The sequence below is a fragment of the Kribbella sp. CWNU-51 genome (assembly GCF_054073265.1).
Genome location: NZ_JBSXMZ010000004.1, coordinates 822,198 through 842,643 on the forward strand (window position 1 = coordinate 822,198; position 20,446 = coordinate 842,643).

Genomic DNA, 20,446 nt, shown 5'->3' on the forward strand with positions numbered 1-20,446 from the left:
CCCGCCGCCCAACAGCCACCCACACGGCACCTAGACCCGACCAAACGCTCCTGCTCAGATCACCGCCGCCTCCCCCACTGACGAAGCCGCCGACCGCTTCAGTCGAGGACCCGTGCTGGTCTGTCGTCATGGTTACGCAGGCTCGCTACGACCGGCGCCCGGCTGAACCCGGATTAGGCTCGCCCGACTACCGCGCGCGGACGCGCCGGTTTGACCTGCTCATCGGTGGAGGAGTCTGCGGATTACCGAACTTGCCGCAAGCGCTCGGAAGGCGCTGAGCCGCGATTTGGGCGGCGGCACATCGTTCGCACCGACTGCGGTAGTAGAGAAGTCACTGGCCTTCGCCGGCAGACGCTCGAACCGATCGAAGAGAGCTTCCCATTCCCTGGAACCCGTTCGGACGAACCCATTCAGCATTCGCCACAGCTTGCGCTCCTGCTTGAGCGACTCCGGCAGAACGAAACCGAATGCAGCAGCAACCTTGCCCCTGTTCGTGTTGACCAGGGCTGTGACCGCGGCTCCCCAATCACCGGTCTGGGCCACGGCTCGGCGATAAGTCAGGACCGACGCCACGATGCCTACGAGCCCGGCAGCCACCAGTGATGGTCCATCGGTCCGCCAGGTATCAGGGTTCACCAAGGGCACGAGAGACGCAAACGCGAACAGCGCGAAGACCACGCTGCCGGCGAGAAAGACCTCGACCCCCTGTCGTGCCGCCTCGATCTGCTCGCGCACCTGATCCTCGGCCGCACCGACGAACTCGTACCACAGGATGAGGATGTCGAGGCCGAACCGCGCGTTGCCGTAGCGCTCGAAAGCCCGGATGCGATTACCCAACGCAGATGGCATCAGCTCGGCTTCTTCGCTTGGGTAGTCCCGCCAGTTCTTCAGACCGCCGACCGGACGCTGCGTCAGAAGACGCCGTACGAGAACCACCCGCTTCCTGGCCAATGCCTGGGCGGCCGGGGCCTCGGTGCGGAGTTCTGTCAGCCGGGCGAGGCTCGCGGCGTCTTGACTGGTGCCGGCCTTGGCCGCACGACCTTCGGCCACAGCTAGCCGCTCGGACAGCCGGAGATTCTCGCGGTGCAGCCAATGGGTGTGCTTGCGACGTTTCGCGACCGGCGCCCACAGGTAGTACCCCTCGTAGAGCCGGAAGAAGAACGTCGCGTTCAGACCGAGCGATAGTGTCAGGAGCAACCAGGCCACTAGGAACAGCCAGGCGTTCGACAGACCCGAGGCGTCCAAGCGCTGCAGGAACGCGTCAGGCAGGACGTGAGCTTGCCAAGCGGGCAGCGCGACTGCCCACCACGCAGCCATGCCGATCGCCACCGGAAGCCCCCAGGCAACCAGGACGAACGCGATGCCTTTGGCCGAAGCGATCGACTTGAAGACCTCGCTCGTCACGCTGGGACCTCTGGAACGGCCTGCTCGGTTTTGTCGGCGATGACGGCCTCGGTGGTGAGGAACAGGGCCGCGATGGACGCCGCGTTCTGCAGCGCCGAGCGCGTCACCTTGGCCGGGTCGATGATGCCGGTGGCGATCAGGTCGACGTACTCACCGGTCGCGGCGTTGAGGCCCCAGCCCGGCTCGAGGTTGCGAACCTTCTCCACCACGACGCCACCCTCGAGGCCGGCGTTCACGGCGATCTGCTTCAACGGCGCCTCGACCGCGGACCGCACGATGGCGGCACCGGTGGCCTCGTCACCGTCGAGGTCCAGCTTCTCGAACGCGATCACCGACGCCTGCAGCAGAGCCACGCCGCCACCGGCGACGATGCCCTCCTCGACGGCCGCCTTCGCGTTGCGAACGGCGTCCTCGATGCGGTGCTTGCGCTCCTTCAGCTCGACCTCGGTGGCCGCGCCGACCTTGATCACCGCAACGCCGCCGGCCAGCTTGGCCAGCCGCTCCTGCAGCTTCTCGCGGTCGTAGTCGGAGTCCGACTTCTCGATCTCGGCGCGGATCTGGTTCACCCGGCCGCCGATCTGGTCGGCGTCACCCTCGCCCTCGACGATCGTCGTCTCGTCCTTGGTGACGACGATCTTGCGGGCCTGGCCGAGCAGCTCCAGGTCGACCGAGTCGAGCTTGAGCCCGACCTCCTCGGAGATCACCTCGCCGCCGGTGAGGACGGCGATGTCGACCAGCATGGCCTTGCGGCGGTCACCGAAGCCCGGCGCCTTGACGGCGACGGCCTTGAAGGTGCCCTTGATCTTGTTGACGACCAGGGTCGCCAGCGCCTCACCCTCGATGTCCTCGGCGATGATGGCCAGCGACTTGCCGGTCTGCATGACCTTCTCCAGCACCGGGACCAGGTCCTTGATGCTCGAGATCTTGCTGTTGACGATCAGGATGTACGGGTCGTCGAGGACCGCTTCCATCCGCTCGGTGTCGGTCACGAAGTAGGGCGAGATGTAACCCTTGTCGAAGCGCATACCCTCGGTGAGCTCGAGCTCGAGGCCGAAGGTGTTGCTCTCCTCGACGGTGATGACGCCTTCCTTGCCGACCTTGTCCATCGCCTCGGCGATGATCTGGCCGACCTGGTTGTCGGCGGCCGAAACAGACGCCGTCCATCGGATCATCTCGAACCCACTCGGCTCCGCAGGAGACTCCTCTGGCGACTCCTCTAGAAGGTCCTCGTCGTCTGGATCCTCTGGCGGATCGGTCGGATCCCCTGGCGGACGCCCCATCGCCAACACCGCGTTCCCAGCCAGCGCGCCGTATCGCATCGTTGCTACCGGCAACGCGAGCCGCTTCAGTTCCGCCACAATCGCCGCGGTCGCCTTCTCGATGCCGCTCTTCAGGGCCATCGGGTTGGCGCCGGCCGCAACGTTGCGCAGCCCCTCGCGAACCAGAGCCTGAGCCAGCACAGTCGCAGTCGTCGTACCGTCGCCCGCGACTTCATCTGTCTTCTTGGCGACCTCTTTGACGAGCTCGGCCCCGAGCCTCTCGTACGGATCCTCGAGCTCAATCTCCCGAGCGATCGAGACACCGTCGTTCGTAATGGTGGGAGCCCCCCAGGTCCGGTCCAAGACGACATTGCGGCCCTTCGGGCCAAGCGTCACCTTCACCGCATCTGCAAGGGTATTCATCCCTCGCTCCAGGGCGCCCCGCGCGTCCTCGTCGAACCGAATGATCTTCGGCATTCCCCACCCCCCACTCGCAGCGGCGTCCGAGCGCCTCAGCAGCGAGTACGACAATCCTCGCAGACTCCAGAGTGATCGCCTAGTGCAAGTGTCACGACTGTCCACCTCCAGCCGCAGTGCGGCGCACGCCTAGACGCCGACATCGGAGTAACCGCCGGAGTCCGGGACAGGACCCACTAGGTCCTCGATCGCTACGGAATGAGGCAATGAAACCGAGGAGGAAGCCACCCATCTCGGCAGGATTTGGGTCATTGGCACCTAGGCGTCTGCACGAACCTCCACGTCCCATCCGTTGGAGGCTAAGGGTCTTCATGCGCCAGCCGAGCAGTGTGATCAGAATCGAGTCTGCCGTTGCCTGCGGCACGCAAGTGGCTTGGTCTATGCGCGGCAGCTGGCTCGCCTGCGCGATCACGCGCCCGAGCTTTCATTAGGAGGTTGCTTATCCGCCCGCACCTCGAAGGCCCTGATATCGGCCTCTGACCTGCGGAAACGTCAACGGATTCGCATGCCCGAGATGGCTCGGGCGATGACCAGGCGCTGGATCTCCGACGTGCCTTCGAAGATGGTGTAGATCTTGGCGTCTCGGTGCATGCGTTCTACTGGGTACTCGCGGGTGTAGCCGTTGCCGCCGAGGATTTGGATGGCTTCCTCGGTGACGCGTACGGCGACCTCGCCGGCCTTGAGCTTTGCCATCGAGCCTTCGCCGTGGCTGTAGTCGGGGGTTTCGCCGCGCATCAGGCCGGCGGACATGTTGGCGGCGCGCCAGACCAGCAATCGGGCGGCGTCGATCTCCATCGCCATGTCGGCGAGTTTGAAGGCGATGCCCTGGTTGTCAATGATCGGGCGGCCGAACTGTTCGCGGGTCTTGGCGTAATCCAACGCCACTTCATAAGCAGCCCGCGCGATGCCGATCGCCTGGGCGCCGACGATGTGGCGGGTCATCTCGAAGGTGGCCATCGAGGCGTTGCGGCCCTGCCGGCCCGCACTGGAGCGGGCGCGTGCGAGGCGCTCGTCGAGCTTCTCCTTGCCGCCCAGCACGTTCTCGGCCGGGATGCGGACGTTGTCGAAGAAGACGTCCGCGGTGTGCGACGCCCGCAGGCCGTGCTTGCGCAGCTTCGTGCCCTGCTCCAGCCCGCGCACTTCGGACTTGGGTACGACGAAAGCCGCCTGCCCCTTGGTCCCAAGAGACGGATCGACCGTCGCGACGACCACGTGGATGTCAGCGATCCCGCCGTTCGTCGCCCATGCCTTCTGCCCGTTGATCACCCACTCGTCGGTCCGGGAGTCGTACGTCGCCCGCGTACGGATCGCGGACACGTCCGAACCCGCCCCGGGCTCCGACGAGCAGAAGGCCGCAACGCGCACGTCATCCGGCGTGCCGTAGCACCGCCCCATCCACTGGCTCCACTGCTCCGGCGTACCGTTGGAGAAGATCGCCGACGACGCCAGGCCGGTGCCCTTGAGCGACATCCCGATGCCGGCGTCACCCCAGAACAGTTCCTCGTGGACCAACGGCATCAGCAGCCCGGTCGGATCCACGAAGAGGTTCACATTCGCGTCCAGGCCGTACAGACCGATCTTCGCGGCCTCCTGGATCACCGGCCACGGTGTCTCCTCGCGCTCGTCCCACTCGGCGGCAGCGGGACGGATCACCTCGGCGGCGAAGGTGTGGGCCCAGTCGCGGATCTCGCGCTGTTCGTCGTTCAGAGCGAGCGAGAACGTGCTCCAGCCCGGCTTGGACCGCTCGGCGCCCAGTTCACCGGCGAGCGCCATCACGTCGGCGGCGACAGTCGCCTTGGGGGTGGTCATCAAACATCCTCCGAAGCAGGGGAAGACTCAACAGCCAGATGTTACCCACGAGTGTAACCGTCGTTTGCACCAGGGGGTACCGGTGTGGCTAAGATCGGTCCATGAGCTCCGCGCTGCTCGCGATCGGACGCCGCCGGACCACGGCGGAGCGTCGTCGCGACCGGGAGCGGGACATCATCCGGGCGACCCGGGCGCTGTTCGACGAGCGCGGCACCATCGACGCACAGATCGACGATATCGCCAAGCGGGTCGGCATCAACAAGGCGCTGATCTACCGGCACTTCGCCGGCAAGGAGGAGCTGTTCGCGCTCACCCTGGTCGACTACCTGGCCGAGCTGGACGACCGCCTGTCCACAACGGACAACCCGCGCAAGGCACCGCTCAACCGGCTGAAAGCACTGAGCGAGGTCTTCGTCGACTTCTGCCTCGAGTATCCGGCGTTCGCGGACTGCGCGATGAGCCTGCTCCGCCGGACCGGTGAGGAACTGTTCGGCGAGATCACCGAGCCGGTGATGATGAAGCTCGGTACGGCGATGGCCACGGCGCTGGAGCGGATCGCGGAGATCCTGAAGGCCGGCCAGCGGTCAGGTGTGTTCGACGACGTGGACACCGACTACCTGGCCAACCACCTGTACACGCAGACGCTCGGATCGTTGCACATGGCAAGGGTCGGGTTGATCGTGTCGAGCGGCCAGCCGGGGCATCCGGTCGTGCATCATGCCGATATCGCCACCGTCCGGGCGACCGCGATCACGGCCACCCTCGCGACCGCAGTAGGCCGGAAGGCTCTCAACCACAGCAGCCGGGCTCCGAGAAGCAGAACCACCAGAGCAGGAGAGACATCGTGACCGAACCTCGCAAGGTGGCCGTTGTCGCCGGGAACAGGATTCCGTTCGCCCGGCAGGACAAGACCTACCGGCACGCCTCCAACTCCGACATGCTCACCGCCGCGCTGAACGGCCTGGTCGACCGGACCGGCCTCGGCGGTCAGGAGCTCGGTGAAGTGGTCGCCGGCGCGGTGCTGAAGCACGCCCGCGACTGGAACATGGTCCGCGAGGTGGTCCTCGGCTCGAAGCTCGCCCCGACGACCCCGGCGTACGACATCCAGCAGGCCTGCGGCACCGGTCTGGAGGCGGCCATCCTGGTCGCCAACAAGATCGCCCTCGGCCAGATCGAGGCCGGCATCGCGGGTGGTGTGGACAGCGCGTCCGACGCGCCGATCGCGGTCAACGACCGCCTCCGCAACATCCTGCTCGACCTCAACCGAGCCAAGTCGTACCAGGACCGATTGAAGGTACTCGCGCGCGTCCGCCCGAAGGACGTCGTACCGGAGATCCCGCGCAACGCCGAGCCGCGGACCGGGAAGTCGATGGGCGACCACGCGGCCCTGACCGCGCTCGAGTGGGGCATCACGCGCGAGGCGCAGGACGAGCTCGCCTACCGCTCCCACATCAACCTGGCCAAGAGCTACGACCGCGGCTTCCAGCAGGACCTGATCACGCCGTACCTGGGCCTCGAGAAAGACCAGAACCTCCGCCCCGACACCTCGCTGGAGAAGCTCGCCACGCTCAAGACGGTGTACGGCAAGGGTGAGACCGCGACGATGACGGCCGGCAACTCGACTCCGCTCACCGACGGCGCGTCGACCGTACTGCTGGCGACCGATGAGTGGGCCACGAAGCACAGCCTCAAGCCGCTCGCCTACCTGACCCACTCGCAGACCGCGGCGGTCGACTACGTGAAGGGTGCCGAGGGTTTGCTGATGGCTCCGGCGTACGCCGTGCCACGCATGCTGGCCAGGGCCGGACTGACCCTGCAGGACTTCGACTATTACGAGATCCACGAGGCATTCGCATCCCAGGTGCTCGCCACCTTGAAGGCATGGGAGGATCCGATCTTCTGCAAGGAGCGGCTCGGCCTGGACGCGCCGCTCGGTGAGATCGACCGGGACAAGCTGAACGTGAACGGTAGCTCGCTGGCCGCGGGCCACCCGTTCGCGGCGACCGGCGGGCGGATCGTCGCCGCGCTGGCCAAGCAACTGGACGAGAACGGCGGCGGCCGGGGCCTGATCTCGATCTGCGCCGCGGGCGGCCAGGGTGTCGTCGCCATCCTCGAGAAGTAGGAGCTGAGATGACGGATCGCTACCAGACCTTCACCCGGACGCCGCTCGGCCAGACCCTGGTGAAGAACCTCGGTCTGCCCGACCCGGCACCGCTGCCGCGCTGGACCGAGGGTTCGCCGGTGATCGACGGGCCGGTGGTGTTCGGCGCGATCTCCGAGACCGACACCGGTAAGGCGATCCAGGCGCTGCTGCGGGACATCGGAGCCTCCTTCAGTACGGCGACCGAGGGCGTGGCGTCGAGCGAGATCCGGCCGAAGGCGCTGGTCTTCGACGCGACCGGCGCGACGTCGACGGCCGAGCTCACGAGCCTGCAGCGCTTCTTCTCCCCCGTCATCCGCCAGCTGGCGCCGGCCGGGCGAGTGATCGTGGTCGGCCGTACGCCGGAGCTCGCGCAGACCACCGGGCAGCAGATCGCGCAGCGGGCCCTCGAGGGCTTCACGCGAAGCCTCGGCAAGGAGGTCAAGCGCGGCGCCACGGTCAATCTCGTGTACGTCGCTCCGGACGCGCACGAGCAGCTGGATTCGACGCTCCGCTTCTTCCTCTCCCCCAAATCGGCGTACGTCGACGGCCAGGTCGCGCGGATCGGGACCGGACCACTGGTCAGCAACGACTCGGCTCGCCCACTGGCCGGCCGCGTCGCGCTGGTGACCGGCGCGGCCCGCGGGATCGGCGCGGCGATCGCCAGCACGCTGGCCCGGGACGGCGCCACTGTGATCGGCGTCGACGTACCGCAGAACGCGGACGCCCTGCGCAAGGTGATCTCGAAGATCGGCGGCACCGAACTCCTCCTCGACGTGACCGCGGTCGACGCACCGCAGCGGATCGGGGCGCACGCACAGGAGCAGCACGGCGGGCTCGATATCGTCGTCCACAACGCCGGCATCACCCGGGACAAGCGGCTGGCCAACATGCGCACCGACGCATGGGACGCCGTCCTCGACGTGAACCTGCGGGCCCCTGAACGGATCACGAAGCACCTCGTCGAATCCGGCGCGATCAGGGACGGCGGCTCGATCGTCGGCGTCGCTTCGATCGCGGGCATAGCCGGCAACAACGGCCAGACGAACTACGCGACCTCGAAGGCCGGCGTGATCGGCCTGGTCCAGGCTCTCGCGCCGAAGCTGACCGACCGGCAGATCCGGATCAACGCGGTGGCGCCCGGCTTCATCGAGACCGAGATGACCGCGAAGGTCCCGTTCGCGATTCGCGAGGTCGGCCGCCGGATCAACTCGCTGCAGCAGGGCGGGCTGCCGATCGACGTGGCCGAGACGATCGCCTGGTTCGCAGACCCGGCCTCAGCGGGCGTGACCGGCAACGTGGTCCGCGTCTGCGGCCAGAGCATGCTGGGCGCCTGACATGCCGACCCGACGGTACGACGACTCGCCCGGCCTCGGCTCGCTCTACGCGCGGACGGTCAAAGCCACGCTGCGACGGGCCGACTACGAGCCGGACGCGGACGGCCTCACGCTGGAGCTCCCCCGCTCTGCGATCGATCAGGACCACTTGTCGGCGTACCGGGATGTCACCGGGTTCCCGGCCGGTCCGGCGCTGCCGGCGACGTACCCGCATGTGCTCGCGTTCCCGCTGCACCTGGACCTGATGTCCGACCCATCGTTCCCGTACAAGCCGATGGGGATCGTGCACCTGTCCAACACGATCAGCCAGCGGCAGCCGATCCCGATCCACGCGGAGCCGGCGATCCGGGTGCACAGCACGCCGGAACGCCCGCACCCGAAGGGGACGGTGTTCGACGTGGTCAGCGAGGTGCGGGTCGACGGTGAGCTGGTGTGGACCGATCTCACCACGCTGCTCAGTCGCTCGTCCGGGACGGAGTCGGCGCACGTCGACCTACTGAAGAACCCCGAGCTGGACCCGACCGCATGGTGGGACCTGCGCGGCAACCTCGGCCGCCGGTACGCCGCCGCGTCCGGCGACCGGAACCCGATCCACCTGTTCAAGCTGACCGCTCAGGCGTTCGGATTCCCGCGCCAGATCGCGCACGGCATGTGGGCCAAGGCCGCCGCGCTCGCCTCGATCGAGCGCGCCGGGAAGCTGCCGGACACCTTCACCGTCCGCGTCGACTTCCGCAAGCCGCTGCTGCTGCCGTCGCGCGTGCAGTTCGGCTACCAGCAGACCGGCAAGACCACCGACTTCGCCCTGTACGACGAGCCGCACGAGCTCACCCACCTGATCGGACAACTGCAGGCCCACTGACCCACTCGACTCCGCCTCCTGAGTGCCCTGATCGGGACGATCATCGTGGTACCGATCGCGACCTGGATCCTCCGACGGCGCGCGCAGAATCCGACCTGAGTGCGGCAGGTTGGCAGTCGTCGCGCAGATCGTCGAGGACCTTCCCGATATCAGCCGGGGCGAGCTGCTGACCATCCCGTCGGCGAACGGCGATGAGACCGGCCGCCGCCTCGCGGGCACCGATGACGGCCTGGTACGGCGCCAACCGGTTCTCGCGGATCCGGGCACCGAGACTGCCTTCGTCCGCGTGCGCGACCTCGACCCGCAACCCCCGGTCCAACGCGCGCCGAGCGACCTCGGCGGCGACCTTCTCCTCGTCGTCGGAGATCGGGAGTACGACGAGCTGGACCGGCGCCAGCCAGGCCGGGAACGCGCCGCCGTGCACCTCGATCAACTGCGCGACCGCGCGTTCGATGCTGCCCACGATCGCGCGGTGCACCATCACCGGACGGTGTTTGTTGCCGTCGGCACCGATGTACTCGAGGCCGAACCGCTCCGGCTGATGGAAGTCGAGCTGGACGGTCGACAGGCTGAACTCCCGGCCGGCCGAGTCCTCCATCTGGATGTCGATCTTCGGTCCGTAGAACGCGGCGTCCCCGGGCGATTCCTCGTAGCCCACACCGGCGTTGTCGAGGACCTCTCGAAGGAGTCGCGCGGCTTCGGCCCAGCTGGCGGCATCACCGACGTACTTGCTGGCGGGGCTGCCGAAGTCGGCGTCTTCAGCGGGCAGGGCCAGGACGTAGCGGGACGGGCTGATCTCCATGTCGCTGTAGGCCTGGTTGATCAGAGCGAGCGCGTTGCCGGCCTCCTCGGCGACCTGGTCGAGGCGGCAGAAGATGTGCGCGTCGTTGAGTTGCATCGCGCGGACCCGGCTCAGGCCGGCGATCGCGCCGGAGAGCTCGGCGCGATACTGGCCGCCGAGCTCGGAGATCCGCAGCGGCAGCTCGCGGTAGCTGTGGGAGCGGGAGCGGTACATGAGCGCGTGGTGTGGACAGATGCTCGGCCGTAGCACCAGTTGCTCACCGCCCATATCCATCGGCGGGTACATGTCCTCGTGGTACTTGGCCCAGTGGCCCGAGATCTCGTACAGCTCACGCTTGGCTAGCACGGGCGAATAGACCTGCTGGTAGCCGGCTCTCCGTTCCACCTCGGCGATGTAGCTCTCCAAAGCGCTCCGGATCGCGGCACCGGCGGGCAGCCAGTAGGGCAGGCCCGCGCCGATCAGCGGGTCAGAGTCGAACAGGCCGAGTTCACGGCCGATCTTGCGGTGGTCGTACATGGTGTTCCTCCACGAGTTGGGGGCGAGCAACCCACGGAAGGCACAAAAAAGCCCCGGGGCAGTCGCCCCGGGGCTTTGTCAGACAGTCAGGTGTCAGCGCGCCGGGACGAACTCCGGCGTCGTCGTCACTACTGCGCGCTGCAACATGCCTCCACGATATCAGAGCTCATCAGACCGATCTACCGATCTTCGTCCAGGTCGAGGCCGACGGGACGGATGAGGCCTTCCTGGGCCACCGAGGCGACGAGACGGCCGTCGGCCGAGTAGAGGCGGCCGGTCGCGAAGCCGCGCGCACCGGAGGCGGACGGCGACGCCTGGTCGTAGAGGAGCCACTCGTCGGCGCGGAACTCGCGATGAAACCAGAGGGCATGGTCCAGCGACGCGGGCTGGATCCGGCGGTCGCCGATCACGATGCCGTGCGGCAGCAAGCTTGCCCCGAGCAACGTCAAGTCGCTCGCATAGGCAAGAACGCAGGCATGCAAGGCGGGATCATCAGGAAGCTTGCCAGCAGCCCTTATCCAGAACTGGCGACCGGTGACTCCGGCCAGGCGTACGTCGAGGGCCGCCCACTCCTTGTCCCAGTCGGCGGCCGAGCGGCCCGACCGAGCCTCGAGGACGGTCGCCAACCGCGGCGCCTCGTCCGGCGGTACGACGTCGTCCGGCATCGGATCCTGGTGGTCGAGACCGGGCTCCGGCCGCTGGAAGGACGCCGACATGTAGAAGATCGGCTTCCCGTTCTGTGACGCGACCACGCGCCGGCTGCTGAACGAGCCGCCGTCGCGCGTCGGCTCCGGGCGGTAGACGATCGGTACGGCGGTGTCGCCCGCGCGCAGGAAATAGCCGTGCAGCGAGTGCACGACGCGCTCGGGGTCGACGGTCCGGCTCGCGGCGGCCAGCGCCTGACCCAGCACCTGGCCGCCGAACACCCGTTGCATCGACGTGTCGGGCTGACGCCCCCGGAACAGGTCGACGTCGATCATCTCCAGGTCGAGCAGGTCGACCAGATCCTCCAGCGACTCAGGCATGCCTCATCCTGACAGGCGGAGTCGCCGTTTCTGGTGGCGGGGTTACTCGTCGTCGTTGCGGTTGAGTTCGGCCAGGAACTGTTCGACCTCGGCGCCGAGCTCGTCGGCCGACGGGGTGGAGTCGGCGAGGAGGCTCTTGCGGCTCAGGGAGCCGGCGGCCGCGTCGTACTGGGTCTCGAGGGCGTTCACCACCGCGCTCGCGTCCTCCGAGGCCTCGACCTGCTCGTCGACGAGCCGGCCGGTGACTGCGGCCTCGTCGAGCAGGGCCTTGCTAGGGAGGAGCAGACCTGTCGCGGCGGAGATCGCGTGCACGAGGGCCAGCGCGGCACCCGGGAAGCGGTTCTCGGCCAGGTAATGCGGCACGTGGACCGCGAAGCCCATCGCGTCCTTGCCGGCCTCGCCCAGGCGCACCTGCAGCATCGTGCCGGCGCTCGCGGGCAGCCGCATCTCGCCGTCCCAGATGTTCGAGCGGGTGACCAGCTCGGGCCGGGTCGCGTGCGCGGTCAGGCCGAGCGGACGGGTGTGCGGGACGCCCATCGGGATGCCGTGGACGCCGACCGTCAGCGTCACGTTGTACTGCTCGATCAGCTGCCGGACCGCGCCGGCGAACCGGTCCCAGTGGTTGTCCGGCTCGACACCTTCGAGCAGCAGGAACTCGACACCGGCGTCGTCGGTGAGCAGATGCAGGCTCAGGCGCGGCGGCGTGTAGTCGATGAACCGGTCCTCGGCGAACGTCACCTCAGGCCGCCGGGCCCGGTAGTCGTGCAGGAGATCGATGTCGAACCGCGCGAGCAGCCGGCTGTCCAGCACCTCGAGCAGGTGGTCGGCTGTGACCCGGCCCGCCTGACCCGCGTCCATGAACCCGTCCAGCGAATGCACCAGCACCTTCGGCGTCGCCGCCGGGCCGGTCGCCACCGACTCGTCGACGATCTCGTAGAGGTCGTCCGGTCGCAGCATGGTCGTCTCCTTCACACAGTGGCCAACAGGGCGGGTAGGCTCATCTATCCTGCCCTTTCACCTGTCAACGCCTGGGATGCGGGCCTACATTCCGGCAGTCCGGAACTTTCAGCATCTTCCAAGATTCGGCACTCGGGAAGACACTTTGGAAAGCGCTTGCTAGGTTGGCTGTCGTGAGCAGCGAACCAGACTCCGCCCTGACCGTCATGCTGGCGATGAGCGACGCCAGCCGGGAGCGTGTCCTGATCCCGCGCGTCCGGCAGCGCCTGGAGGCGGCCGCGACCGTCCTCCCGGTCGGTCCTGGGACCAGCTTCCTGGCCGACCCGACGATCCGGGCCGCGCTGCCGGAGGTCGACGTACTGCTCACCGGCTGGGGCTGCCCGCGGATCGGGCCCGAGGTGCTCGACGCGGCGCCGAAGCTGCAAGCGATCCTGCACGCGGCCGGCTCGGTGAAGGCGATCGTCGACCCGGCCGCGTTCGACCGCGGGATCCAGGTGTCGTCGGCGGCGACCGCGAACGCCCTGCCGGTGGCAGAGTTCACCCTTGCCGCGATCGTGCTCGCCGGGAAGCGGGCGTTCCGGCTGGCCGCGCAGTACCGGATCGAGCGGCGGAAGGCGGACCCGCACGGCATGCCGGGCAGCTACGGTACGACGGTCGGCCTGCTGGGCGCGTCGCGGATCGCCAGAATGGTGGCCGAGCGGCTGCGCGGGTTCGACCTGCACGTGCTGATCAGCGATCCGTACCTGACCGCGGCCGAGGCGGCCGAACTCGGCGCGGAGCTGGTCCACAACGACACGCTCTTTCGCCGGAGCGACATCCTCAGCGTCCACGCACCGCTGATCCCGGAGACCGTCGGCCTGGTCGACGCCCGCCTGCTCGGGCTGCTCCGGGACGGTTCGGTCCTGATCAACACCGCCCGCGGCAAGATCATCGACTCCGAAGCCCTGGTCCGCGAATGCGTGTCCGGCCGGATCGACGCCGTCCTCGATGTGACCGATCCGGAGCCCCTGCCGCCCGACTCTCCGCTGCTCGAACTGCCCAACGTCTTCGTCACCCCCCACGTCGCCGGTGCCGTCGGCAACGAAATCGCCCGCCTCGGCGAACTCGCCGTCAGCGAGCTCGAACGCCTCGCCACCGGCCGCCCGCTGCTGCACGCCATCAGCCCCACCGAACTTGGAAGGCTCGCATGACCCGCCTGGTACTGCCTGATACCGATCGTGTTCTGTCGCGCCAGACGGGGTGGAGTCGCGCGCACTGGGAGGCCTTGGCGGATCACCTGCTTGATTCGCTGGTGCCGTACTTCTCCCCCGGTGCGTCGCTGATCGCATTGCCTGGGCGGCCGAGTCGGTCGGGGACGGCGTCTGACGCGTTGGAGGGGTTCGCGCGGTCGTTCATGCTGGCCGCGTTCCGGATCGCCGGCGTGCAGGGCAAGGGCTGCGAAGAGCTGATCGAGCGGTACGCGCGGGGTGTCGCGAACGGAGCGAATCCGGACCACCCCGAGGCGTGGCTGCGGCTCACCCCGCGCTCCCAGCAGATGGTCGAGGCGGCGGCGATCGCGGTCGCGCTGCACGAGACGCGGGAGTGGATCTGGGACCGGCTCGACACCCGCGCACAGGAACACGTCGCGGAGTGGCTGGGTGGCTTCAACGGATCGACGACACATGACAACAACTGGCGGCTGTTCCAGGTCGTGAGTGAGCAGTTCCTCGCGTCGGTCGGAGCGCCGTACTCGCAGGAGGACATCGACGGCGGGCTGGACCGGATCGAGGACTGGTACGTCGGCGACGGCTGGTACTCCGACGGCGACGGGCAGAACTTCGACAACTACATCGGCTGGGCCATGCACCTCTACCCGGCGCTGTGGACCCGGATGGCGGCTGCCACGCCGCGTGCGGCGTACGAGGACCGGTTGAAGCTGTACCGCGAGCGGTTGAGCCTGTTCCTCGAAGACGCGGTGCATCTGGTCGGCAACGACGGCGCACCGATCTACCAGGGTCGCTCACTGACCTACCGGATGGCCGCGGCGACGCCGTACTGGATGGGAGCGCTGCTGGACGCCACTCCCCTGTCGCCCGGGCAGACGCGGCGGCTGTGCTCGGGGATCGCGCGGCACTTCGTGCAGCACGGTGTGCCGGATGAGCGCGGCCTGCTGACGCTGGGGTGGTACGACACGTTCCTGCCGACGACACAGCAGTACTCCGGGCCTGGCTCGCCGTACTGGGCGTCTAAGGGGTTCATCGGGCTGGTGCTGCCGCCGGACCACCCGGTGTGGACGGATCCAGAGGACTCGATCCCGCTGGACGACGCGGATCAGGTACGAGCGATGCCTGCGCCGGGGTGGATCGTGCACGCGAGCCGGCACGACCAGATCGTGCAACTGGTCAACCATGGCGCCGACCACGCGCCGGTCGCCGAGCCCGAGGGTGTGGAGCCGGAGGGCGATCCGCACTACAACCGGTTGGCGTACGCGAACCACGCTGGGCCGGAGCTGTCCGACCAAGCGCCGCACATCGACAACCTGATCTCGCTGGTCGACGCGGATGGCCGGGCGAGCTCGCGTGGGCGGATCCGGCGGATCGCGGTCAGCGGGCGTACGGCGTCCTCATGGCACAAGGCGTGGCTCGGCCTGGACGGACCTTGGCGAATCGAGACGACGTCGGTCGTCCACGGCGGCTGGGAGATCCGGTGTGCACTCGTCGAAGGACCGGCCGGTGCGATGGTGCGCAGCGGCGGCTTCGCGGTCGCCGGCGAGTCCTTGCCTGAGGCAACCGCTGGAGCACGGACGGCGTCGGCGCGGAACGACGACGGCTTGCTGTCCGCGGTCGTCGGACTGCACGGGTACGACGAAGCCGGTGTGCACCGGGGTCTGGGGGCGAACCCATTCGGTGTGCACTCGGCGACGCCGTACGTGACGGCTCCGCACCACGGCGATCCGCTCGTGCTGGTGAGCGCCGTACTGCTGACCCGGGATGCGCTCCGGCCGGAAGCGCTTGCCGAGGGCATCGATGTCGCGGTGGACGGGACGACGGTCCGGATCAGCCTGCCCGGCGGCGACATCGAGGTGGTCGAACTGGGACAGCATCGAGTCGCTTAGGGGAGCCTCCCCAACCATGTGGAATCCGGTCGTGCCCACTAGATTGACGGGATGAGCACGTACGAAAAACTTCTGCAAGAACAGATCCGTAACGAATTCACGGCGTCCCAGCAGTACACGGCGGTCGCTGTCTGGTACGACGATCAGGACCTGCCGCAGCTGTCCGGGCACTTCTACAAACAGGCGCTGGAAGAACGCAACCACGCGATGATGATGGTGCAGTACCTGCTCGACAAGGACATCCGGCCGCAGATCCCGTCAGTCGGCGAGGTGGAGTCGGACTTCAAGACCGCGCTCGAGCCGTTGGAGCTGGCGCTGGCGCAGGAGATCACCGTCACCAAGCAGATCGAGACGCTGGCCCGGACCGCGCGGGACGAGAGTGACTACGTCGGCGAGCAGTTCATGCAGTGGTTCCTGAAGGAACAGGTCGAGGAGGTCGCCGCGATGAAGACGCTCGTCAACGTCGCGAAGCGGGCCGGTGACAACCTGTTCCACCTCGAGGACTTCCTGGCTCGCGAGGTGGTCGGCGACGCAGGCAACGACCCGACCGCTCCCCCGGCTGCCGGCGGCGCGGTCTGAGTTCCTACCAGCTGCCGCCGCCTCCACCGCCGCCGCCGCCTCCGGAGGATCCGCCGCTGAAGCCGGAGGAACTGCCGCCGCCTCCGCCGCTGCTGGCCGGGGCCGGCGGCGGGTCGAAGGTGCTGGCGACGGTGGAGCCGACCAGTCCGGCGGTCCAGCCGGAGGTGTAGTACGACGGGCCGCTGTACCAGTACGGGTCAGGGGTCAGACGACCCGCGGCGACCAGTTGCTCGCAGACCTTCTGCCAGCGGTCGGCCAGCCCGAACGCGATCGCCCACGGGAGGTACTTGCTGAAGATGTCCTCCCCCTCCTCGAACCGCAGCTGATCAGCCTCCGCGGTGGCCAGGTACTTCCGGAACCCGACCAGCTGGTCCGCGACCGCCCGGCCGGCCGGGTTCCGCTGGCCCTTGCCGCGCTTCGCGATCCAGATGCCGACGGCAACGAGTACGGCGACCACCGGGATCCCGATCACGATGGCGCGCCCGAGCCCACCGGTCGCCGCACCTGTGATCGTCCCGGCCAGCCCGGCCCCGAACACCCAGATCGCGATGATCGCCATGCACGCGCAGCCGAAGCCGTTCTTGAACGCCGAACCGCCGCCCGCCCGCGGCATCCGCAGATACCACCCGCGCTGCTTCACCTGATCCCGCAGCGCCGCGATCATCCCGTCGTGCGCCCGCCGCATCGTCTGGTCGCCCACCGCGCCGCGCCGCAACAACACCTCGGCGCCGGGCTGCAGCGACGGGAACAGCCCCGACATCAGCACCTGCTCGTGCGGCGCGGTCGCGACCGCCGGGTTCAGCAACACGGCCTTCTGGTCGTTACCCGTGTTCTCGATCCGTACGCCGCCGCGCACCGCCAGGTCGATCAGGGTCGCCGCGGTCTCCGTGGTGTTCGCCTTCGCGTCGATCAGCAGGCCGCCCTCGGCCACCGGGATCCGCGGCGGCGCGAACGCGACCGGGATCTGGTCCTCGGTCAGGTCGTCCTTCACGGGCTCGGCCGCGACTCCGTTCGGTGGGAACGTGCCTGGCGGCATCCCGGCGAACCGCTGGTCCTTGTTCCCGTTCCGCGAGTACAGCGCGGCGGCCGCGATCGCGGCCAGACTCACCGCCGCGGAGCCCGCCAGCGCGGGCCAGGTCACGCCGTTCCGCTTCATCCAGCTCGGCGCGTCCTCCACGATGGGGGTGTCGTTGCTGACCACACCGGCCCTGATGCCGGCGACGATGGTCAACTGCTCGCCGCTCGGGACGTTCGCCGCGCCGAAGACGCCCATCCCACCGCTCACCGACTTCTGCGAACAGCTCCGGTTCGACCCCGGCGTACCCATGAAGCACTCGACCTGTTGTACGCCTTCGGGGACGGTGACGTTGACGGTGACCTGGTTGATCACCGCGGCCCACGCCCTGCCGGTCGCATCCCAGTACAGCTCGCTGTGGTCCGCGAAGTGCCGGAGTGCGCCGCGGACGTCGTACGTGATCACGTACGTCGCGTTGTTCCCGGGGACCGTCTCGTTCTCGGAGCCGATCTTGATCCGCAACTCCTGGTAGCGGTCGTGGTTCGACGTGCTCGTCGCGGTCGTGAACTCGTCCGGAGCACCGGACGGGCTGCTCACGGTGATGTTCGAGACCTCGTACTTCTGGTCCTTCGAATCGTCGTCCGTGTACGGCTCGCGAGTGACGAGATCACGGTAGATGCCGTGCCGGCCGCTGCTATCGAACGTGTACTGGATGGTCTCCTTCACCTGCAGCACACCGTCGGGGGTGACGGTGTAGTCGATCGTGAAGTTCTGCACCATGTCGCCGGCCGCAGCCGACGCGGGCGCCGCGAAACCGGCCAGCGCCAGGACGGCGACCAGCGTGCTGATGACGACCCCGAGAGCCCTACGCATGGCCACGACCTTACCGAGCGCGAGGGTCCGCAACCGGGCCGCCAGGCACCTGATCAATCAGCGGTCTGTGCCGGTTTCGACGAAAGGGCGACGTGAAGACTCTTGTGCGAAGTGGCCGTTGGGGGAATGGTGGGTGGACCAGGAGGAACGTCATGGCAGACAAGGCGAACACTTCCCAAGGCACCGGAGCCGCGCCCGCTGTGGACAGCCCGGACGCCATCCGCAACGTGGTGCTCGTCGGCCCGTCCGGAGCCGGCAAGACCACTCTCGTCGAGGCCTTGCTGGTGGCCTCCGGCGTCCTGAACAGACCCGGCACCGTCCTGGACGGAACCACGGTGTGCGACTTCGACGACGCCGAGGTCCGGCAGCAGCGCTCGGTGGGCCTCTCGCTCGCCTCGCTGCCGCACGACGGCGTCAAGGTGAACCTGATCGACACCCCCGGGTACGCCGATTTCGTCGGCGAATTGCGGGCTGGACTCCGCGCCGCCGACTGTGCGCTGTTCGTGATCTCGGCGAGCGAAGGCGTCGACGAGCCGACCAAGGCGCTGTGGCAGGAGTGCGACCAGGTCGGGATGCCGCGGGCCGTCGTGGTCACCAAGCTCGACCATGCCCGTGCCAACTACCAGAACGCGCTCGCCACCGCGCAGGCCGCGTTCGGCGACAAGGTGCTGCCGCTCTACCTGCCCGCTGGTGACGGGCTGATCGGGCTGCTCTCCCAGACGTACTACGGCTACGCCGGGGGCAAACGGTCGACCTCGGCCCCGGAGTCGTCGTACGACGACCAGATCGAGGAACTGCGCGGGACCCTGATCGAGGGCATCATCGAGGAGTCCGAGGACGAGTCGCTGATGGATCGGTACCTCGAGGGCGAGGAGATCGACCAGAAGGTGCTGATCGACGACCTCGAGCGGGCCGTCGCGCGCGGCTCGTTCTTCCCGGTCGTCCCGGTCTGCAGCGCGTCCGGGGTCGGCACGTTCGAGCTGCTCGAGGTCGCGACCAGCGGGTTCCCGTCGCCGCTCGAGCACACGCTGCCCGAGGTGTTCAGCCCACACGGTGTGGCGCGCAAGGGCCTGACCTGCGACCCGGACGGGCCGCTGCTGGCCGAGGTGGTGAAGACGACGTCGGATCCGTACGTCGGCAGGGTCAGCCTGGTGCGGGTGTTCTCCGGCACCATCAGGCCCGACACGACGGTTCACGTGTCGGGCCATTTCACGTCCTTCTTCGGTGAGCAGAACTCGCACACCGATCACGACGAGGACGAGCGGATCGGCTCGCTGTCGTTCCCGCTGGGCAAGGTGCAGCGGCCGGCGCCGGCCGTGGTCGCGGGCGATCTGTGCGCGATCGGGCGGCTGACCAGGGCGGAGACGGGCGACACGCTGTCCGACAAGGCTGATCCACTGCTGCTGAAGCCGTGGACGATGCCTGAGCCGTTGCTGCCGATCGCCGTCCAGGCGCATGCGAAGACAGACGAGGACAAGCTGAGTGGCGGGTTGCAGCGGCTGGCGGCCGAGGACCCGACGCTCCGCATCGAGCAGAATCCGGAGACCCACCAGATCGTGCTCTGGTGCATGGGCGAGGCCCACTCCGACGTCGTACTCGACGCCTTGGCCAACCGGTACGGCGTGACCGTGGACACCGTGGAGTTGCGGGTGCCACTGCGGGAGACGTTCGGCGGGAAGGCGAAGGGCCACGGGCGGCACGTCAAGCAGTCCGGTGGCCACGGTCAGTACGCCGTCTGCGACATCGAGGTGGAGCCGCTACCGCAGGGGTCCGACTTCGAGTTCGTCGACAAGGTGGTCGGCGGCGCGGTGCCGCGGCAGTTCATCCCGAGCGTCGAGAAGGGCGTGCGGGCGCAGATGGAGAAGGGTGTCCACGCCGGGTATCCGATGGTGAACATCCGGGTCACGCTGCTGGACGGGAAGTCGCACAGCGTCGACTCGTCCGACATGGCGTTCCAGATGGCCGGCGGGCTGGCCTTGCGCGAGGCAGCGGCCGCCACCAAGGTGAACCTGCTGGAGCCCGTGGATCTGGTGTCGGTGCTGGTGCCGGACGACCTGGTCGGCACGGTGATGAGCGACCTGTCCGGCCGGCGCGGGCGGCTGCTCGGGACGGACAAGGTCGGCGACGACCGGACCCTGGTGAAGGCCGAGGTCCCCCAGGTGGAGATCACCCGCTACACGATCGACCTGCGGTCGCTGTCGCATGGCTCGGCGTCGTTCAGCCGGCAGTTCTCCCGGTACGAGCCGATGCCGGAGTCGGCAGCGGCGAAGGTGAAGTCGACCTGACGACTGTGAGCCGGC

Annotated in this window: 14 protein-coding genes and 2 pseudogenes; 8 read left to right on the plus strand and 8 right to left on the minus strand. The window is 68.1% G+C overall.

Going from position 1 to position 20,446, the window contains the following annotated elements; translation table 11 throughout:
* Positions 1 to 219 precede the first annotated feature (219 nt).
* The 4 genes and pseudogenes from ACXC9Q_RS05950 to ACXC9Q_RS05965 all read right to left on the minus strand — a co-directional run bounded on the left by ACXC9Q_RS05950 (position 220) and on the right by ACXC9Q_RS05965 (position 4,949).
* Positions 220 to 1,404, minus strand: coding sequence for a hypothetical protein (locus ACXC9Q_RS05950; RefSeq protein ID WP_457055455.1), 1,185 nt, complete (start codon positions 1,402 to 1,404; stop codon positions 220 to 222).
* Positions 1,401 to 2,579 (minus strand): annotated as a pseudogene (gene groL, locus ACXC9Q_RS05955) (chaperonin GroEL); the annotation flags it as partial. The gene ACXC9Q_RS05950 and the pseudogene groL, both read right to left, overlap by 4 nt.
* A gap of 141 nt (positions 2,580 to 2,720) precedes the next feature.
* Positions 2,721 to 3,140 (minus strand): annotated as a pseudogene (locus ACXC9Q_RS05960) (TCP-1/cpn60 chaperonin family protein); the annotation flags it as partial.
* A gap of 492 nt (positions 3,141 to 3,632) precedes the next feature.
* Positions 3,633 to 4,949 (minus strand): acyl-CoA dehydrogenase family protein, encoded by a 1,317-nt coding sequence (locus ACXC9Q_RS05965; protein ID WP_457055456.1) that lies wholly within the window; start codon positions 4,947 to 4,949, stop codon positions 3,633 to 3,635.
* Positions 4,950 to 5,050: 101 nt separating this feature from the next.
* Between ACXC9Q_RS05965 and ACXC9Q_RS05970 the strand changes: the two genes are divergently transcribed.
* The 4 genes from ACXC9Q_RS05970 to ACXC9Q_RS05985 are packed head-to-tail and all read left to right on the plus strand — an operon-like array spanning position 5,051 to position 9,285.
* On the plus strand, positions 5,051 to 5,797 hold the full coding sequence (locus ACXC9Q_RS05970) for a TetR/AcrR family transcriptional regulator (RefSeq protein ID WP_457055457.1): 747 nt from the start codon (positions 5,051 to 5,053) through the stop codon (positions 5,795 to 5,797).
* The gene (locus ACXC9Q_RS05975; protein WP_457055458.1) at positions 5,794 to 7,071 is read left to right on the plus strand and encodes an acetyl-CoA C-acetyltransferase; all 1,278 of its coding nucleotides are present in this window, start codon (positions 5,794 to 5,796) and stop codon (positions 7,069 to 7,071) included. The genes ACXC9Q_RS05970 and ACXC9Q_RS05975 overlap by 4 nt, the downstream gene beginning before the upstream one ends.
* A gap of 8 nt (positions 7,072 to 7,079) precedes the next feature.
* The gene (locus ACXC9Q_RS05980; protein ID WP_457055459.1) at positions 7,080 to 8,426 is read left to right on the plus strand and encodes a 3-oxoacyl-ACP reductase; all 1,347 of its coding nucleotides are present in this window, start codon (positions 7,080 to 7,082) and stop codon (positions 8,424 to 8,426) included.
* 1 nt (position 8,427) lies between these two features.
* Complete coding sequence (locus ACXC9Q_RS05985) at positions 8,428 to 9,285, plus strand: MaoC/PaaZ C-terminal domain-containing protein (RefSeq protein WP_457055460.1); 858 nt, start codon at positions 8,428 to 8,430, stop codon at positions 9,283 to 9,285.
* A gap of 40 nt (positions 9,286 to 9,325) precedes the next feature.
* Here ACXC9Q_RS05985 and thrS read toward each other — a convergent pair whose 3' ends face one another.
* The 3 genes from thrS to ACXC9Q_RS06000 form a co-directional block, all read right to left on the minus strand.
* Positions 9,326 to 10,603 carry a threonine--tRNA ligase gene (gene thrS / locus ACXC9Q_RS05990; protein ID WP_457055461.1) on the minus strand — a complete coding sequence of 426 codons (1,278 nt, stop codon included), beginning with the start codon at positions 10,601 to 10,603 and terminating at the stop codon, positions 9,326 to 9,328.
* A gap of 179 nt (positions 10,604 to 10,782) precedes the next feature.
* Positions 10,783 to 11,628 (minus strand): acyl-CoA thioesterase, encoded by an 846-nt coding sequence (locus ACXC9Q_RS05995; protein ID WP_457055462.1) that lies wholly within the window; start codon positions 11,626 to 11,628, stop codon positions 10,783 to 10,785.
* A 42-nt stretch (positions 11,629 to 11,670) separates the two neighbouring features.
* Positions 11,671 to 12,585, minus strand: a complete 915-nt coding sequence (locus ACXC9Q_RS06000) for a proteasome assembly chaperone family protein (protein ID WP_457055463.1) — start codon at positions 12,583 to 12,585, stop codon at positions 11,671 to 11,673.
* A gap of 173 nt (positions 12,586 to 12,758) precedes the next feature.
* Here ACXC9Q_RS06000 and ACXC9Q_RS06005 point away from each other — a divergent pair, with 173 nt between their 5' ends.
* Genes ACXC9Q_RS06005 through ACXC9Q_RS06015 form a run of 3 tightly spaced genes read left to right on the plus strand, consistent with a single transcriptional unit; the run spans position 12,759 to position 16,258 of the window.
* Complete coding sequence (locus ACXC9Q_RS06005) at positions 12,759 to 13,775, plus strand: hydroxyacid dehydrogenase (protein ID WP_457055464.1); 1,017 nt, start codon at positions 12,759 to 12,761, stop codon at positions 13,773 to 13,775.
* Positions 13,772 to 15,679: a DUF2264 domain-containing protein gene (locus ACXC9Q_RS06010; RefSeq protein WP_457055465.1), complete on the plus strand. Its 1,908-nt coding sequence runs from the start codon at positions 13,772 to 13,774 to the stop codon at positions 15,677 to 15,679. Before ACXC9Q_RS06005 ends, ACXC9Q_RS06010 begins: the two co-directional genes overlap by 4 nt.
* A 51-nt stretch (positions 15,680 to 15,730) precedes the next feature.
* A complete protein-coding gene (locus ACXC9Q_RS06015) occupies positions 15,731 to 16,258 on the plus strand; it encodes a ferritin (protein WP_457055466.1) in 528 nt (175 codons plus the stop codon).
* Positions 16,259 to 16,262: 4 nt separating this feature from the next.
* Here ACXC9Q_RS06015 and ACXC9Q_RS06020 read toward each other — a convergent pair whose 3' ends face one another.
* The gene (locus tag ACXC9Q_RS06020; protein ID WP_457055467.1) at positions 16,263 to 18,146 is read right to left on the minus strand and encodes a DUF2207 domain-containing protein; all 1,884 of its coding nucleotides are present in this window, start codon (positions 18,144 to 18,146) and stop codon (positions 16,263 to 16,265) included.
* Positions 18,147 to 18,298: 152 nt separating this feature from the next.
* Between ACXC9Q_RS06020 and ACXC9Q_RS06025 the strand changes: the two genes are divergently transcribed.
* A complete protein-coding gene (locus tag ACXC9Q_RS06025; RefSeq protein WP_457055468.1) occupies positions 18,299 to 20,431 on the plus strand; it encodes an elongation factor G-like protein EF-G2 in 2,133 nt (710 codons plus the stop codon).
* Positions 20,432 to 20,446 lie beyond the last annotated feature (15 nt).

Excerpts from the sequence above, each read along its gene's own strand:
- ACXC9Q_RS05965 (WP_457055456.1), bottom strand. The coding sequence starts at position 4,949 with ATGACCACCCCCAAGGCGACTGTCGCCGCCGACGTGATGGCGCTCGCC.
- ACXC9Q_RS05970 (WP_457055457.1), top strand. The coding sequence starts at position 5,051 with ATGAGCTCCGCGCTGCTCGCGATCGGACGCCGCCGGACCACGGCGGAG.
- ACXC9Q_RS05980 (WP_457055459.1), top strand. The coding sequence starts at position 7,080 with ATGACGGATCGCTACCAGACCTTCACCCGGACGCCGCTCGGCCAGACC.
- ACXC9Q_RS05985 (WP_457055460.1), top strand. The coding sequence starts at position 8,428 with ATGCCGACCCGACGGTACGACGACTCGCCCGGCCTCGGCTCGCTCTAC.
- thrS (WP_457055461.1), bottom strand. The coding sequence starts at position 10,603 with ATGTACGACCACCGCAAGATCGGCCGTGAACTCGGCCTGTTCGACTCT.
- ACXC9Q_RS05995 (WP_457055462.1), bottom strand. The coding sequence starts at position 11,628 with ATGCCTGAGTCGCTGGAGGATCTGGTCGACCTGCTCGACCTGGAGATG.
- ACXC9Q_RS06000 (WP_457055463.1), bottom strand. The coding sequence starts at position 12,585 with ATGCTGCGACCGGACGACCTCTACGAGATCGTCGACGAGTCGGTGGCG.
- ACXC9Q_RS06010 (WP_457055465.1), top strand. The coding sequence starts at position 13,772 with ATGACCCGCCTGGTACTGCCTGATACCGATCGTGTTCTGTCGCGCCAG.
- ACXC9Q_RS06015 (WP_457055466.1), top strand. The coding sequence starts at position 15,731 with ATGAGCACGTACGAAAAACTTCTGCAAGAACAGATCCGTAACGAATTC.
- ACXC9Q_RS06020 (WP_457055467.1), bottom strand. The coding sequence starts at position 18,146 with ATGCGTAGGGCTCTCGGGGTCGTCATCAGCACGCTGGTCGCCGTCCTG.
- ACXC9Q_RS06025 (WP_457055468.1), top strand. The coding sequence starts at position 18,299 with ATGGCAGACAAGGCGAACACTTCCCAAGGCACCGGAGCCGCGCCCGCT.